17 protein-coding genes, 2 tRNA genes and 1 pseudogene are annotated in these 13,237 nt (G+C 64.9%); 11 read left to right on the plus strand and 9 right to left on the minus strand.

The window, feature by feature from the left end; genetic code table 11:
• Position 1 precedes the first annotated feature (1 nt).
• The 9 genes from Q1K70_RS06630 to Q1K70_RS06670 all read left to right on the plus strand — a co-directional run bounded on the left by Q1K70_RS06630 (position 2) and on the right by Q1K70_RS06670 (position 5,840).
• Positions 2 to 1,246: a recombinase RecT gene (locus Q1K70_RS06630; RefSeq protein WP_300157125.1), complete on the plus strand. Its 1,245-nt coding sequence runs from the start codon at positions 2 to 4 to the stop codon at positions 1,244 to 1,246.
• Between the two features lie 2 nt (positions 1,247 to 1,248).
• Positions 1,249 to 1,482 carry a hypothetical protein gene (locus Q1K70_RS06635; protein ID WP_300157127.1) on the plus strand — a complete coding sequence of 78 codons (234 nt, stop codon included), beginning with the start codon at positions 1,249 to 1,251 and terminating at the stop codon, positions 1,480 to 1,482.
• Positions 1,483 to 1,581: 99 nt separating this feature from the next.
• Complete coding sequence (locus Q1K70_RS06640; RefSeq protein WP_300157129.1) at positions 1,582 to 2,451, plus strand: hypothetical protein; 870 nt, start codon at positions 1,582 to 1,584, stop codon at positions 2,449 to 2,451.
• Between the two features lie 58 nt (positions 2,452 to 2,509).
• Positions 2,510 to 2,923: a Gp49 family protein gene (locus tag Q1K70_RS06645; protein WP_300157131.1), complete on the plus strand. Its 414-nt coding sequence runs from the start codon at positions 2,510 to 2,512 to the stop codon at positions 2,921 to 2,923.
• A gap of 3 nt (positions 2,924 to 2,926) precedes the next feature.
• The gene (locus Q1K70_RS06650; protein ID WP_300157133.1) at positions 2,927 to 3,124 is read left to right on the plus strand and encodes a hypothetical protein; all 198 of its coding nucleotides are present in this window, start codon (positions 2,927 to 2,929) and stop codon (positions 3,122 to 3,124) included.
• Between the two features lie 458 nt (positions 3,125 to 3,582).
• Positions 3,583 to 4,107: a hypothetical protein gene (locus Q1K70_RS06655; protein WP_300157135.1), complete on the plus strand. Its 525-nt coding sequence runs from the start codon at positions 3,583 to 3,585 to the stop codon at positions 4,105 to 4,107.
• Positions 4,104 to 4,655, plus strand: a complete 552-nt coding sequence (locus Q1K70_RS06660; protein WP_300157137.1) for a hypothetical protein — start codon at positions 4,104 to 4,106, stop codon at positions 4,653 to 4,655. The genes Q1K70_RS06655 and Q1K70_RS06660 overlap by 4 nt, the downstream gene beginning before the upstream one ends.
• Positions 4,652 to 4,975 carry a helix-turn-helix domain-containing protein gene (locus tag Q1K70_RS06665; RefSeq protein WP_300157139.1) on the plus strand — a complete coding sequence of 108 codons (324 nt, stop codon included), beginning with the start codon at positions 4,652 to 4,654 and terminating at the stop codon, positions 4,973 to 4,975. The genes Q1K70_RS06660 and Q1K70_RS06665 overlap by 4 nt, the downstream gene beginning before the upstream one ends.
• Complete coding sequence (locus tag Q1K70_RS06670; protein ID WP_300157141.1) at positions 4,962 to 5,840, plus strand: site-specific integrase; 879 nt, start codon at positions 4,962 to 4,964, stop codon at positions 5,838 to 5,840. Before Q1K70_RS06665 ends, Q1K70_RS06670 begins: the two co-directional genes overlap by 14 nt.
• 84 nt (positions 5,841 to 5,924) lie before the next feature.
• Here Q1K70_RS06670 and Q1K70_RS06675 read toward each other — a convergent pair.
• From Q1K70_RS06675 to panC, 6 genes are all read right to left on the minus strand, one after another.
• Positions 5,925 to 6,002: transfer RNA gene (locus tag Q1K70_RS06675), tRNA-Glu, on the minus strand.
• A 13-nt stretch (positions 6,003 to 6,015) separates the two neighbouring features.
• Positions 6,016 to 6,089: transfer RNA gene (locus Q1K70_RS06680), tRNA-Gln, on the minus strand.
• A gap of 72 nt (positions 6,090 to 6,161) precedes the next feature.
• Positions 6,162 to 6,509, minus strand: a complete 348-nt coding sequence (locus Q1K70_RS06685) for a hypothetical protein (RefSeq protein ID WP_300157143.1) — start codon at positions 6,507 to 6,509, stop codon at positions 6,162 to 6,164.
• 44 nt (positions 6,510 to 6,553) lie between these two features.
• The gene (locus tag Q1K70_RS06690; protein WP_300157145.1) at positions 6,554 to 7,048 is read right to left on the minus strand and encodes a DUF721 domain-containing protein; all 495 of its coding nucleotides are present in this window, start codon (positions 7,046 to 7,048) and stop codon (positions 6,554 to 6,556) included.
• A gap of 67 nt (positions 7,049 to 7,115) precedes the next feature.
• A complete protein-coding gene (gene metK, locus Q1K70_RS06695; protein WP_300157146.1) occupies positions 7,116 to 8,285 on the minus strand; it encodes a methionine adenosyltransferase in 1,170 nt (389 codons plus the stop codon).
• A gap of 144 nt (positions 8,286 to 8,429) precedes the next feature.
• Complete coding sequence (gene panC / locus Q1K70_RS06700; RefSeq protein ID WP_300157148.1) at positions 8,430 to 9,284, minus strand: pantoate--beta-alanine ligase; 855 nt, start codon at positions 9,282 to 9,284, stop codon at positions 8,430 to 8,432.
• A gap of 134 nt (positions 9,285 to 9,418) precedes the next feature.
• Here panC and Q1K70_RS06705 point away from each other — a divergent pair, with 134 nt between their 5' ends.
• Together Q1K70_RS06705 and Q1K70_RS06710 are read left to right on the plus strand one after the other, a co-directional pair.
• Positions 9,419 to 10,633 carry a hypothetical protein gene (locus Q1K70_RS06705; protein ID WP_300157150.1) on the plus strand — a complete coding sequence of 405 codons (1,215 nt, stop codon included), beginning with the start codon at positions 9,419 to 9,421 and terminating at the stop codon, positions 10,631 to 10,633.
• 56 nt (positions 10,634 to 10,689) lie between these two features.
• Positions 10,690 to 11,412, plus strand: a complete 723-nt coding sequence (locus tag Q1K70_RS06710; protein WP_300157152.1) for an acyltransferase — start codon at positions 10,690 to 10,692, stop codon at positions 11,410 to 11,412.
• A 22-nt stretch (positions 11,413 to 11,434) separates the two neighbouring features.
• Here the strand turns inward: Q1K70_RS06710 and Q1K70_RS06715 are convergent, their stop codons facing one another.
• The 3 genes and pseudogenes from Q1K70_RS06715 to Q1K70_RS06725 form a co-directional block, all read right to left on the minus strand.
• Positions 11,435 to 12,271 carry a hypothetical protein gene (locus Q1K70_RS06715; protein WP_300157154.1) on the minus strand — a complete coding sequence of 279 codons (837 nt, stop codon included), beginning with the start codon at positions 12,269 to 12,271 and terminating at the stop codon, positions 11,435 to 11,437.
• A 27-nt stretch (positions 12,272 to 12,298) separates the two neighbouring features.
• The gene (locus Q1K70_RS06720; RefSeq protein ID WP_300157156.1) at positions 12,299 to 12,826 is read right to left on the minus strand and encodes a hypothetical protein; all 528 of its coding nucleotides are present in this window, start codon (positions 12,824 to 12,826) and stop codon (positions 12,299 to 12,301) included.
• Positions 12,827 to 12,834: 8 nt separating this feature from the next.
• Positions 12,835 to 13,237, minus strand: a pseudogene (locus tag Q1K70_RS06725) (hypothetical protein); the annotation flags it as partial.

The raw sequence follows: 13,237 nt of genomic DNA on the forward strand, positions 1-13,237 counted from the left end.
CATGGCCACCACGTCCATCGATGTCTTCAGGGGCACCCTGAAGAAAATGGAAGGCGAATTCGCCCTCGTCCTTCCCAAGGGTGTCACTCCCGAGACGTTTACCCGCGTCGTCATGACGGCCGTGCAGTCCGAACCGACGTTGATGCCGCATCTAAACACCGATCAGGGTCAACGATCCATGATCGCGGCCGCCATGAAGTGCGCCCAGGATGGCTTGATGCCTGACAAGCGGGAAGCCGCCTTCGTGGTCTACAAGGGGCAGCCCCAATACATGCCGATGATTGGCGGCGTGCGCAAAAAGCTCATGGCCACGGGACTGTTCAACGGCATCCCGGCGCACGTCGTCTACGAAAATGATCACTTCGTCTACGAGCTCGGCGACAACGAGCGTCTGGAGCATCGGCCCGTCCTCAAGGACCGAGGAGAACCCATTGCCGTCTATGCCATCGCCATCTTCAAGGACGGTTACCGCGAGCGCGAGGTAATGACCGTCGAAGACATCGAGAAAGTCAGGGCCGTTTCGGCGGCGCAGAATGGTCCCTGGAAGACGTGGTGGGACCAAATGGCCATCAAGACCGTTACCAAGCGGCTGGCGAAGCGGCTTCCGGTCAGCCGGGAGGTCGTGGAAGTCCTGGATGCCGACAGGGAAGAGTTCGAGGGCACCACATACGACGTAACGGCCTCACCCGTTGATGTTTCCGAGTTCGACCGGCTGGCCCAAGCACGCGGCGCGGACATGGGCGCGCTGTCCCGCTTCACCGTGGCCACGGCCAGCATGAACAAGTGCCCGGTTGATGACGTGAAGGCCCAGGCCATTGCCAATTTCGACAGCTTTTGGGCCGCCTTCGAGACCTGGCAGACAAAGCAGCCGGCCGCGAACGGCAACGGCCAGAAGAAGCCCCGGGCCACGGCCTCCATGCGGGAAGGGGCCGCGAAGGCGGTTGTGGACGCGGGCCTGGACCTCGCCGCCATCGAAAAAGACTTCGGGGTTTACTCCAAGGACTGGAGCCACACCCAATGCGAGCAGGCCAAGAAGTTGGCGGCCGACGCCCTGTCCGCCGCTGGCGTGGTCCCCGATCCCGAGGCCGATGCTGATTCCGCCGACCAGGAGCAGCCCGCCGAGACACCCCAGGACCTCCCCGAAACCGTCGAGTGCCCGAACACGGGCAACGTCGTGCGCCTCGCCGTGGAGTGCGCCGCCTGCGGTCAGATGGGACTGTGCCCATCCACGGACGGGCAGGAGTAGCTATGAGCACCTCAGACATCATGATTCTCCCGGGCGTCAAGATGGGCGTCAGCATCAATCTCGAGACCACCACGCGAAGCGGCCGGCAGATGACGGTTTATGTCCGTGACTTTGAAGCCCCGGTCATAACGGATCAAACCGGCATAGACGCCGCCATAGGCCGACTGGAACGCAACGTGCGCGAAGCCCTGGAATCCCTGATCTACGGCGTCAACGGACGATCACCACGGCCATAACCCCACTCGACCGCACCCCGGCGGTCGGGGTTTGGAACCGGCCGGGAATCCCTCAGCCCGGCCGGCATCCAAGCCAACAACTCAAGGAGGATATTTCCCATGCCCGAGACCCTGCCCACCACAGAAACAGCCAAGGCCCCGCCGCTGCACTCCGTGCCGACGAAGGCCAAGTCCCGCAAGCTGGCCGATGGCGGGACCGTCCCCACCAAGTCCTCGCCTGCCCCGGTCGAAGCCGCGGTTACTGACGCCCCCCAGGAGCCAGCCCAGGACCTGTCCCTGGCCACGTTCGCCGCCGGCGTCATGACCACGATCCCCTATGAGCAGGACGTGGCCCTGGCCTACTGGCACGAGTCCGTCATGGACCGGGCCGAACGCGCCCGGGACCGTGACGGTCTTCTGGCCCGCATTGCCGAGCTCACCGATGAGGTTACCGCCTATGCCGACGAGATGGGCGAACTCCTGGACGACCTCAAGCGGGCCAATCTGCCCCCGGACCTGCACTGTAAAGCCAAGGACCTCTTGGTTCTCATCGAGATCGACAAAGGCATGACCGTGTCGGCTATCGCCAACGGGATTCAGACGGTGGCTTACGACATGAAATCCCGGCTCATGGATAAGTACAAAGGCAAGGTGAAGACGGTCCTGACCTGCTCCCCGGACCCCACCGACTACGATTCCATGATCATCACCGGGGAGGTCAGCCCCGAGATGCCGGCCCAGCCCACAGGCGGCCGGCTGACGCTGGCTTCGGACGGCACCGTGGTCACGCGGCGCGAGTCGGCGGCGGCCTTCCAACTCAAGCTCCAGGAACCGGAGCCCGATCCGCTGGCGGAGATGTTCGGCAAGGCGGACGGCGAAGCCTTCGGGGCTCTCCTGCGCGCTAAGGGGGTGAAGGAAATCACCCTGGGCGAGGGCGACAACAAGGTGAAGGTCCGGCTGGCCGGGAAGGAAACACAGAAAGCGGCGTAACCATTGGTACCACTTGGAATAATCCAAGACCAAAACTGGGAATAAAAAAGGAGCTGATATGACAAAGACCTACCTCGGCGTGAAGATGGTGACGGCCTGGGAACAGGAAAAGGACGGAAAACCCGGCTACGCGGTCAAGTATTCGGACGGCTACATTTCCTGGTCGCCCAAGGACGTGTTTGAGGCCGCTTACTTCTGCCTTGAGGACGGCCACAACAACAAGATCGTCCAGAATGACGTTGACGCCTTCATCGGCAAGATCACGGACAGTCAGCTTGACGAGAAGACCACCATCGTTACGGCGGAAACTCTGACCGGATTCCGCCAGTACGAAGTTTCGAGCTGTGTCGATCCGGCCAACTACGACCACGCTCTCGGCGTCAGCATCGCCACCGAGCGCATCAAAGACCGCATCTGGCCAATGCTCGGCTTCGTGCTCCAGTGGGCCGTCAAGGGCTTGAAGGCGGCGTAGGCCATGGGACGAAACGACATGATTGAAGTGGAGGACCTGGAGTTCCGGCGCGAGGCCGGGGCGGCCATCATCGTCGAGTACGACGGCGAGGAGGTCAGCCTTCCCCAAAGCCAGATTGAATGGCCCGAGGACGCGGCCTGCGGCGACCTCATCACCGTCACCATGCCCGAGTGGCTGGCCATGGACCGGGGGCTTATCTAGCCCCCCGTCTCCAACCTGGCCTGTCCCGCGAGGGCCAGGAAATGAGGCGAAGGGGAGAGACGGTGCGGCGTGGTGGGAACACGCTGATGCGCGAGTTGAAAAGCACAGCGCGAACGGCCTCAAGACCTGTGGGGATTTCATCAGCGGGGGAGCGAGGTCCTTGCGACTAGCCCAGCTTCCTGCTTCCCGGCTGAATCAGGCAAAGCCGGTTCGAATCCGGCCACCGTCAAGAAAAATGGAGGAGAGCATGAAAGACCCGGCGAAGAAGCCCAAGCAGAAGAACTTCCAGCGCATCAACTCGGTCAAAATGGGTGGCGGACCCCACGGTGGACGGTGCGCAAAGCACGCCTGCAAGGCCTGCGGGACGGTGCACGGGTTCAGGAAGTGTCCGTTCTGCGGGAAGAGGTAGGCCCATGGTTGTCATTCTCGTCTGCGGTTTCGGGCGCTGTGGATCATCCATGGTCATGCAGATGCTGGCGGCCGGCGGCATGCCGGTGGTTGGCGAGCATCCAGCCTATGAGGACATGGATTGCAATCCGATCACGCTGCCCATGATTCCGCGCCTCGACGGCAAGGCTGTTAAGCTGCTTAATCCGCATCTTGATCCCATCCCGGTTGGGCCAAAATACCGGGCCGTCTGGCTCGACAGAAATCTAATGCAGCAGGCCAGGAGCACGGTCAAATTCCTGCGCGGCGTGGCTGGAATCCCGGTCAAGCCTCGTGACGTCAAACGGATCGCTCGGGCTGGCGAGAAGGACCGCCCCCGTGCGTTGGCGGCGCTACGCCAGGCACTCCACGGTGAGCCGCTGGTGCTGCGGTTTGAAGACATCCTGGCCGATCCGCTGGAGGCAGCGCAGCAGTTGGCCATGATTTGCCATCGGGCGATGGATGTGCAGGCCATGGCGCGCCGTGTTTTGCCGCGTTCGCCCCAATGCCGGCCGGATATGCTGATCGAATCGATGTTGATGGAGGCACGTCCATGACCTACCCACCCAAATCCCTGCGTCAGCAGGCCGCCCACGAACGCGGCACCGTCCAGATCAAGTTGACCTGCGTCGAAATCGCCCTGATGCAGCTTGAGCAGGTCTTTGCCCATGAGCCTGGGGCCATGGATCACCTGCGCAAAATCCGCCGCTGGTCCATGCGCTGCTGGGAGAGCACGGGAGCGCCGGCGCAAAAGCTGGTGGATGGCGTGTGGGTTCCTGACGGCAAAGGAAAGCCGCTTTCCGCCGCCATCCTGCGCCGGGCCGATGTCGAGTCAGCGGCCGTGGATGAGGCTCGTAAGTCGGTCATTGGAAAATGTGCGACCGTGGACACCTGGGCCGCGTGGCTCATCTGCCTGGACGCGCTGATCCATGACGTCATCTGCACGTGGCATCCGGATGGCCTGCGGGCCTGCTGGCGGTATCTGGGTATGACATGGGAGACGCTGACGCGTCGCTTCATGAGCCAGTGCGAGGACCAAGGGAAGGCGGAAGATGACGGCATGGCGATCTATCTGCTGATCGTCGAAAGGAACGGGTGGGCGTGATGATGACCGCCGCTCAGGTAGCCGAAAAGCTTGGCATGCACATCAACACGGTCTACAGGCTGAAGCGGAAGCTTGGAGGGGTCCAGCTTGTTGCCGGCGGACGCCTGATGTTCTCTGAAAAACGGATAAACGAGATTCTGGAGCCATCCAATGCCCTATCCATTGAAGAACGGGAAGTGGAAAGCAACCCGTATGATAAACGGCAAGAGGAAGGAAAAAACGTGTGCAACAAAAAGGGAAGCTCTCACATGGGAAGCCGCCCAAACCGAGGAAGTATGGGACGCACGCCAGACGTGCATAACGTGCTTGGAGTGGTGTAACGCATACCTCTCCTATGCACAGGAGCGCTTTTCAAAAAAGACGTATGAAGAAAAACGCTTCGCCTTCCGCAACTTGATTCGCTTTGTCGAAAAAGACACTCCTGTCGAAGAAATACCCATGAAAAAAATCCTGGACGCTTTGCGAAACAGGGCCAAGTCCAGAAGCGGAAACGCGGCGAACAAGGACAGGAAGAACCTTGCAGCCGCATGGCATTGGGGAAGGAAGTACCTCGCCTTCAACGAGAAAAACCCGTTCTTGGCGGTTGACCGTTTTTCCCACGATGAAAAGGGGCGTTACGTTCCGACGCCGGCCGATTTTGACAAGGCCATGGCAGCCGCTGGCCCTGAGGATCGCGTCTTCCTTCTTACGGCCCTCCATACCGGTGCGCGCCGCGGGGAGCTTTTTCGCCTGACGTGGCCGGACATCGACTTGGCGAATGGGACCATCCGGCTCGGGACACGTAAGACAGCCACCGGGGGAATGGAGTATGCGGCCATCCCCATGACGCCGGAACTTCGGCAGGCCATGGCCGAGCACAGGAGGAAAGGCCCCCGCTCCATGACCGTCTTCACCACGGTTGAGGGAGACGACTTCACGAGCCGGCAGCATTACATGGCCAGGCTCTGCAAGCGGGCTTGCGTCAAGCCGTTCGGGTTCCACGCTATCCGGCATCTGTCAGCGGTAATGATGTACCATGCTGGCCAGCCGGTCAGCGTGATTCAAGCCATGCTCAGACACAAGAACGCGGGGACCACGGAACGATACCTGAAGAGGTTGGGCCTGGACCCTGAGAAGCTGCGCAAGGCGGTCGAGGCCGTCTTCTCGAAACCGCAGATTGACCATCTGTCTGAGGTAAAAAAATAGCCCTCCCGGCTGCAACCTGGAGGGCTATGGGAAGGTGATTTACGGCGAAATTTACGGCGTCCGTAGATCAACCTTGGATTTGCTTGGCGTCCCCAAGGGGATTTGAACCCCTGTTACCGGCGTGAAAGGCCGATGTCCTGGACCAGGCTAGACGATGGGGACGCAGATTGCAACTTGGCTGGGGGACTAGGATTCGAACCTAGGTTGATGGAGTCAGAGTCCATAGTCCTGCCGCTAGACGATCCCCCAGCAGGATCAAGAGCCAATCTCTTTACAGAAAATTCGGAGGACCGTCAAGAACTTTCTTGGCGGTCCCGGAAATCAGGACGCCTTGGCCAGACGCCGCGTCCGCTTCTTGAGCTTGTTGACCTGACGACGCAGAATTTCCTTCTGCTTGCGGCTGCCGTCGCCGGAAGCCTCGGCGCGCTTGGCGCGCAGTTCGCGCATCTTGCCCTTCATGGACAAAATCTTCGTCTTGTACGGAGAGACCTTCGGGCCTTCCTCGCCGCCGATGCCCAGCACTTCCTTGATCTGCACGAGCAGCTCTTCCTTGCCCAGGCCAGAAGCGCCCGTGATCTGCGGAATCTGCTTCAGCACCAGATCACGAAGTTCCTTGGCCGTCATCTTGTCCAGCGGCTTCTTCAGATCAAGCTGCAAACCTTCGCTCATATTCGCCTCCACGAGAAATGTATCGTTACGCCGTCTTCAGCCGCCTAGCCCGCCTTCTTGCGGCCGCCACGGCGAACCTTGCCGGACGGCTGCGGCCCGGCCTCGAAATACGCGACATACTTCGCATAGCAACGCCCGACCGGCGTCGCCGGATCGAACCTCCCCAACTGTCCGCCCAGATTCTCCGGCCTTTTCGCCGGCGGCGTGGAAAAACGGGGAGGCGCGGCCCGCAGCGCATCCAAGGAAACTTGGTCTCCTAGCAAGTCGAACCGCACTCTGTCAAAGGCTTCGTGCCCCAACGCGGCATTGACCAGCGACAAAATTTCCGGCGCGGCGAAATGCATCTCCTGCATGACTACCGGGTCGTCCGCGCCAAGGAGCAGATCCCGGCGGCGATGCCCCAGCGGGCGCACCAATTCCGCCGTCTCCGGCCCCACGATCTCGGCCCAGCGCCGGCACACGGCCACGAAATCATGGCGGGCCGCCGCCTCCTTGCCGGAAACGAACCGGTCGATGGATTCGGACAGGCGGCGCAGCATGGGATGGGCTCGCGCCGGCCGGCGGCGTCCGGGGCGCGCCCGGACGCCGCCGGCGCGGCGAAGGGAATTACAGCTTGAGCGCCGTCTTGATGTCGGCGGCGGCGTCGGTGCGTTCCCAGGTGAACTCGGGGCGCTCCCGGCCGAAGTGGCCGTAGCAGGAGGTCGGCTTGTAGATGGGGCGCTTGAGGTCCAGACGCTTGGAGATGTAATAGGGGCGCAGATCGAAGACCTCGCGCACGGCCTTGGTCAGCTGCTCGTCGGGGATGTCGCTCGAACCCATGGAGGTGACCAGCACCGACAGGGGCTCGGCCACGCCGATGCAGTAGGCGATCTGGACTTCGCAACGGCTGGCCGCGCCGCTGGCCACCAGGTTTTTCGCCACGTACCGGGCCATGTACGCGCCCGAGCGGTCCACCTTGGACGGGTCCTTGCCCGAGAACGCGCCGCCGCCATGGTTGCCCATGCCGCCGTAGGTGTCCTGGATGATCTTGCGACCGGTCAGGCCGCAGTCGCCCATGGGACCGCCGATGACGAACCGGCCGGTGGTGTTGATGTAGACTTTGGTGTTCTTGTCCACCAGGGACTCGGGCAGGGTATGGAAGATGACTTCCTGGCGCACCGCGTCCACGAGGTCGGAGTAGGAAATGTTCTCGTCGTGCTGGCAGGCCACCACCACGTTGTCGATGCGCACCGGCTTGCCGTCGACGTACTCCACGGCCACCTGCGTCTTGCCGTCGGGGCGCAGGAAGTCGAGGATCTTGTTCTTGCGCACATAGGAGAGCCGACGCGACAGCTTGTGGGCCCAGTAGATGGGGGCGGGCATGAGGGTCTCGGTCTCGGTGCAGGCGAAGCCGAACATCATGCCCTGGTCGCCCGCGCCCTGCTCCTCGGGCTTCTCGCGGGAAACGCCCTGGGCGATGTCCACGGACTGTTTGTCCACCGAGGAGACGACGGCGCAGGTCTCCCAGTCGAAGCCCATGGCCGAGCTGTTGTAGCCGATCTCCTTGACCGTCTCGCGCACGATGGAGGGGAAGTCGGCGTAGGCCTTGGTGGTGATCTCGCCGGCGATGAACGCCAGGCCGGTGGTGACCAGGGTCTCGCAAGCCACGTGGGCGTCGGGGTCCTGAGCCAGGATCGCGTCCAGGATGCCGTCGGAAATCTGATCGGCGACCTTGTCCGGGTGCCCTTCGGTCACGGATTCGGAACTGAACAGGTACCGGCCCTTGGCATTGATCATAAAGGATATCCTCCGTGTGCCAGCGGTCCGATCACGGCGGACATGGCGTTTTATTACAGTAAGACAGTAGACGACGATTGAAATTTAGTCCGATAGCCGGCGCGCCGTCAAAAAGCAAGTTGCAAAGCCGCGACGCCATGCCGGCTATCCGGTGACGCCGGCCAGCCTGTTGTCGATCAGCCGCGCCCGGGAGAACTTCACCGCCGTGGCGAAAAGCGCCGGCCCGTCGATGACGTCCAGGGAATAAAGGCGCTGGGGATGCACGCAGGCAAGATAGTCCAGGGTCGCGGACGGCATTTCCCGGGCGAAATAGGCGGCGGTCTCCGCCAGCATGCGCCCGGCGTCCCTTTCCCCGGCCGCCACGCGCGCGGCGGCCAGGGCCAGTCCCTTATTGATGTGGGGGGCTTCGGCCCGCTCCTGCCGCGTCAGGTAGACGTTTCGCGAGGACAGGGCCAGGCCGTCGGCCTCGCGCACGATGGGCGCGCCCACGATCTCCACGGGAAAGCCCAGATCGGCCGTCATGCGGCGCAGGATCGCCAACTGCTGCCAGTCCTTTTCCCCGAACACGGCCAGGCTCGGCTGGGCGAGCAGGAAAAGCTTGGACACCACGGTGCACACGCCCCGGAAGTGGGTCGGCCGCGAAGCGCCGCACAAATATCCCGCAAGCTCGGGCACCTCGACCCAGGTGGCCGCCTCGGGCGCGTACATGGCCTCGGGCGCGGGCGCGAACAGCACGTCCACGCCGGCCTCGCGCGCCAGGGCCGCGTCGCGGTCCAGGTCGCGGGGATAGGCGGCGAGGTCTTCGCCCGGTCCGAACTGGGTGGGGTTGACGAACACGCTCGCCACCACGCGCTCGGCGCGCTCCCGGGCCAGGCGCAAGAGGCTGGCGTGCCCGGCGTGCAGCGAGCCCATGGTGGGCACGAGTCCGGTCACGACGTCCCGGCGCAGCCAGTCGCGGCAGCGCGCACGCAATTCCTGAGGGTCCTTGATGATGTCCACGGCAAGCCTCCCGCAATTTCGCGGCCCTCTAATCCAAGCCGTGCCGACTGTAAAGTCGGCCATGACAAATACCGGGCGGACGCGTATGCACGGATGGCCGCGGGGCCGTAAACCATGCCCGCCTGGAGATCGCCATGCTCTTCCGGTTCCTCATGCCGCTCCTTCTCGCCCTGGCCGCCGCGCTGCCCTCCGTGGCCGCGGCCGCGCCCAAGCAGGAACAGACCGAAACGCCGCCCGTCTTTTCCGCCAAGGCCCTCCTGCCGGAGAACATCCTGTCCGGCTCCAACTATTCCGTGGACGACAAGGTGGTCAACGACGGCTACATGAACACCTACGTCGTGCACACGCCCAAGGGCGACCTGCACGTGGAGTCCACCTCGCTCCTGTATGCCCGCATCAAGGAGATGCAGGCCGCCGCGGCCATGGACCAGGTCAACAAGGGCGCGGAGATCGGCAAGTCCATCGGCCAGTCCGGGGTCAACGCCGTCAAGGGCGTGTTCAACCTCATCACCAGCCCCGGCGAGACGCTGTCCAGCGTGGGCAAGTCCTTCTCCCGGGCCAGCGCCTCCTCCAAGGAACAGCGTCCCAGCGACGACAAGGGAACCGTGGGCGAACTGCTCGGCTACAACCGGGCCATGCGCGAATACGCCAAGGCCTACGGCGTGGACCCCTACTCGAAAAACCCGGTCCTGCAGGAAAGCCTCAAGCGCCTGGCCGGGGCGGGCTTTTTCGGCTCGTTCACGGCCACGGCCGCCATCCCCGGCGGCGCGGCCCTGACCATGCTCTCCCGCACCGGCGCGCCCCAAAGCCCCGTGGACGTGAGCATCCCGCCCGAGGACCTGTTCGCGGCCAACCGCGAGCGCCTGAAATCCATGGGAGCCACGTCCGACACGGCCGACATGCTCGTGGAAAACGTCCACTACACCCCCATCGAGCAGACCCGGCTCGTCCTGGCCCTGGATCGCATGCCCCAGACGGCGGACCGTACCATCTTCATCAATCTGAGCATCCTGGCCGACAACGACGACATCGCCTGGTTCCGCACCCGGCAGGCCGAGCTTTTTGCCAACGTAAGCGCCACCACGGACAAGCTGGCGCGCTTCGTCAAGGTCGGCAAGCACGTCGCCGCCATGACCGCCCAGGGCGGCCTGGTCCTGGTCTTTCCCCTGGACTACCTGGCCTGGACCCCGACCATGGCCGACACCGCCCAGGCCATCGCCGCCTCCGCCGGCACGCTCAAGGCCAAGAGCAGGAAGCTCGTGGTCTCGGGCGAGGTGAGCCCGCTGGCGGCCACGAAGCTCAAGGCCGCCGGCTTCACGGTGGTGACGCTCCGCGAGGGCCTGCGATAAACGATTCTCCATGAGGCGGCGCGACCGCGCCCCTGGCCAAACGACCGGGAGACGCCATGAACACCTGCTTTCATGCCCTGCTCTCGCGCATCGAGGAACGACTGGACGCCCTCGGCGATCCGGAGGTGCTCCAGGACGTCCTGGCCGACCTCGACGCGCCGCGCATGTCGCTGGAGACGCTGTGCCACATGCGCCTGTACGCCGAGACCCTGCCCCGGGCCGAGGACTGTCCGTTCACGCCGGCCCAGCGCCACCTGCACTTCCTGTGGGACGCCTTCGACAAGCTGCCGCTGTGCCTCGTCGTGCCCTTCGCCATCCCGTTTCGGCGGCTCATCGCCAAGCGGCTGTTCGGGGCCTGCGGCGAGGCCTTCACGGCCGAGGAAAACCTGCGCTTCAACTTCGGGCCGCTTCTGCGTGTGGGTTCGCGGGTGTTCGTCAACCGCAACGTCTACATCGACGCCAAGGGCGGCGTGAGCCTGGGCGACGGCGCGGCCATCGCCGAGGACGTGCGCATCTTCACCCACACCCACGGCGAGGCCTCGCACATCGAGCGCACCTATGCCCCGGTCGCGGTGGGCGAATACGCCAAGATCTATTCCGGCGCGGTGCTTCTGCCCGGCGTGACCGTGGGCAGGCAGGCCATCGTGGCCGCCGGGGCGCTGGTCACCCACGACGTGCCGGACAACATGGTGGCCGCCGGCCGACCGGCCAAGGTGCTGCGCGAGCGGCGCACCGAGGGCCGCAGCGGCCCGGAGCTGGACCACATCTGGCTTTTCTGATCGGCGCGCCCTCCCCTTTCCCTCAGAAATTCCTTTCGTTGAAGGTGTCCAGGGCCGCCAGGCCCTTGCCCCGGGCCGTGAAGCGGCCCGAGGCCGGGTCGTGGCGGTAGGTTTCCCGCAGCGCCCCGGTCGGCAGCCCCGCCGGCCCCTTGCGGCAGCCCGGACCGGGCGAAAGCCGCACCACGGCCGTGACGTCCGGATAGACCGCTCCGGGACGCGGCGAGGTCTCCCAGTCCAGGCGCTCCTCGAAGGCCGCGTTGCACGCGCCCCGGACGCTCAGGGTCATCACCTGGGCGACGCGCCGCAGCCGGCTGGCCGTTACGTGGAAAAGGCCGGTGTCCAGGTAGCTTTGGTTGGAATTGAAGTGGTGGTTGCGGATGAAAAAGGCATGGTCCGGCCCGAGCGCCAGCAGCCGGCCGTCGGCGAGGTCGCAGTAAACGTCCGTGCCCACGCTGGCCACGTCCGCGGGGACGTCGGCGTCGCCCGGAAAGATGGCCAGCACGGCCGCGCCGCCGCCGGGATTTTCGGTCTCGGCCGCCAGGCTCCACAAGACGACCAGGTTCGCCTGCCCGTCGCCGCGCACGGCCAGGGCCTCGGCCCCGGTCAGGCGCGCCCCGGCCGGCAGGGTGAAGCGCTCCTTCGTCCCGGGTTGGCGCAGCACCTGGTCCCTGGTCGTGACCAAGGCGCCGTCTTCCTCGGCGATCCCCGGAAAAACCGCACGGACCAGGGCCAGGAAGGTGCGGCCGTCCCCGGGCAGGACCGGGTCGTCGAAACGGGAGGCGTCCACGGCCCCGGCCAGGCCCGGCAGGGTCAGCGACAAGGCCGCCCACAGCAGCAGCGATCGCACGATCCGTCCCATGTCAGGCCTCCTTCGCCGCCGCGCTTTTCACTCGGCCCCGGCCCCGAGGAAGAGGCGCGTCACGCGGCCTTCGGCCAAGGAAAACACCAGGCCGCCGTAGATGGAACCCACGAGGAAGGTCCGGCCCGGCGCGGACAGTCCGTCCTCGTCCTTGAAACGGCCGTAGGCGGCCGCCACCGCCGCCTCGTCCGCCCCGACGCCGACGCCCCGGGAGGTGACCAGCCGGCACGGAGCCGTGGCCGTGACCGCAGCCACGGTCTTGGGCCCGCTCCGGCGCGGGCCGGACATCTTGATCGTCAGGCCGCAGTCGGGCAGACGCCATTCCTGCACGTATTCGCCCGTGGCCCCTTCGAGGCGCTCCCTGCCGACGACCGGACGGCAAGGCAGGTTCCTGGCCGCGTCCCGCGCCGCCATGCCCAGGCGCAACGGACCCAGGCGTTCGGCGCGCATGTCGTAGACGGAGCGCCCGCGCTGCGCTTGCGCCCGAACAGGCGCGGCCAGGCAGCCGCAGATCAGGACCAGCACGGCCAGGGGCAAGAGAAAACGGTTCGCCATGGAACCTCCTACGGATGGGACCGGGGGACGGGGAAGAAAAACGCGTCCACGCCCTCGCGCGGCGCGGCCCCGGGGTTTTCCCGGGGCGCGGTCTCGATCCAGTTGACTTTCCCGGCCAGGTGCTCGCGGGAAAGGACCTCGTGGAAGGCGGTCTGGCCGGCCCTGGGTTCCCCTTCCCGGCTGGCCCAGAGCATCTCGAAATAACGGGCGTAGGCGGCGAAGAGGCCGGGGCCCCGGGCGCGCTCCCCGCTCCAGGCCCCGCTGCCGGACCGCGCCGACAGGATGGTCCCGGCCTGCCACAGCCGGCCGCTGCCCGCGCCCGGCGTGTCGAGGTTGGAGGAGGTGACGTAGATGCGCCGCTGCTCCTCGTGGCCGGGCACGTCCAGGAGCATGAACTTGTTGTGCATGTCG

The organism is Solidesulfovibrio sp. (assembly GCF_029978005.1).
Classification (GTDB): Bacteria; Desulfobacterota; Desulfovibrionia; order Desulfovibrionales; family Desulfovibrionaceae; genus Solidesulfovibrio.

Excerpts from the sequence above, each read along its gene's own strand:
- Q1K70_RS06690 (WP_300157145.1), bottom strand. The coding sequence starts at position 7,048 with ATGCTGCGCCGCCTGTCCGAATCCATCGACCGGTTCGTTTCCGGCAAG.
- Q1K70_RS06635 (WP_300157127.1), top strand. The coding sequence starts at position 1,249 with ATGAGCACCTCAGACATCATGATTCTCCCGGGCGTCAAGATGGGCGTC.
- Q1K70_RS06655 (WP_300157135.1), top strand. The coding sequence starts at position 3,583 with ATGGTCATGCAGATGCTGGCGGCCGGCGGCATGCCGGTGGTTGGCGAG.
- Q1K70_RS06705 (WP_300157150.1), top strand. The coding sequence starts at position 9,419 with ATGCTCTTCCGGTTCCTCATGCCGCTCCTTCTCGCCCTGGCCGCCGCG.
- Q1K70_RS06645 (WP_300157131.1), top strand. The coding sequence starts at position 2,510 with ATGACAAAGACCTACCTCGGCGTGAAGATGGTGACGGCCTGGGAACAG.
- Q1K70_RS06685 (WP_300157143.1), bottom strand. The coding sequence starts at position 6,509 with ATGAGCGAAGGTTTGCAGCTTGATCTGAAGAAGCCGCTGGACAAGATG.
- Q1K70_RS06640 (WP_300157129.1), top strand. The coding sequence starts at position 1,582 with ATGCCCGAGACCCTGCCCACCACAGAAACAGCCAAGGCCCCGCCGCTG.
- Q1K70_RS06630 (WP_300157125.1), top strand. The coding sequence starts at position 2 with ATGGCCACCACGTCCATCGATGTCTTCAGGGGCACCCTGAAGAAAATG.
- Q1K70_RS06720 (WP_300157156.1), bottom strand. The coding sequence starts at position 12,826 with ATGGCGAACCGTTTTCTCTTGCCCCTGGCCGTGCTGGTCCTGATCTGC.
- metK (WP_300157146.1), bottom strand. The coding sequence starts at position 8,285 with ATGATCAATGCCAAGGGCCGGTACCTGTTCAGTTCCGAATCCGTGACC.
- Q1K70_RS06710 (WP_300157152.1), top strand. The coding sequence starts at position 10,690 with ATGAACACCTGCTTTCATGCCCTGCTCTCGCGCATCGAGGAACGACTG.
- Q1K70_RS06660 (WP_300157137.1), top strand. The coding sequence starts at position 4,104 with ATGACCTACCCACCCAAATCCCTGCGTCAGCAGGCCGCCCACGAACGC.
- Q1K70_RS06715 (WP_300157154.1), bottom strand. The coding sequence starts at position 12,271 with ATGGGACGGATCGTGCGATCGCTGCTGCTGTGGGCGGCCTTGTCGCTG.
- Q1K70_RS06650 (WP_300157133.1), top strand. The coding sequence starts at position 2,927 with ATGGGACGAAACGACATGATTGAAGTGGAGGACCTGGAGTTCCGGCGC.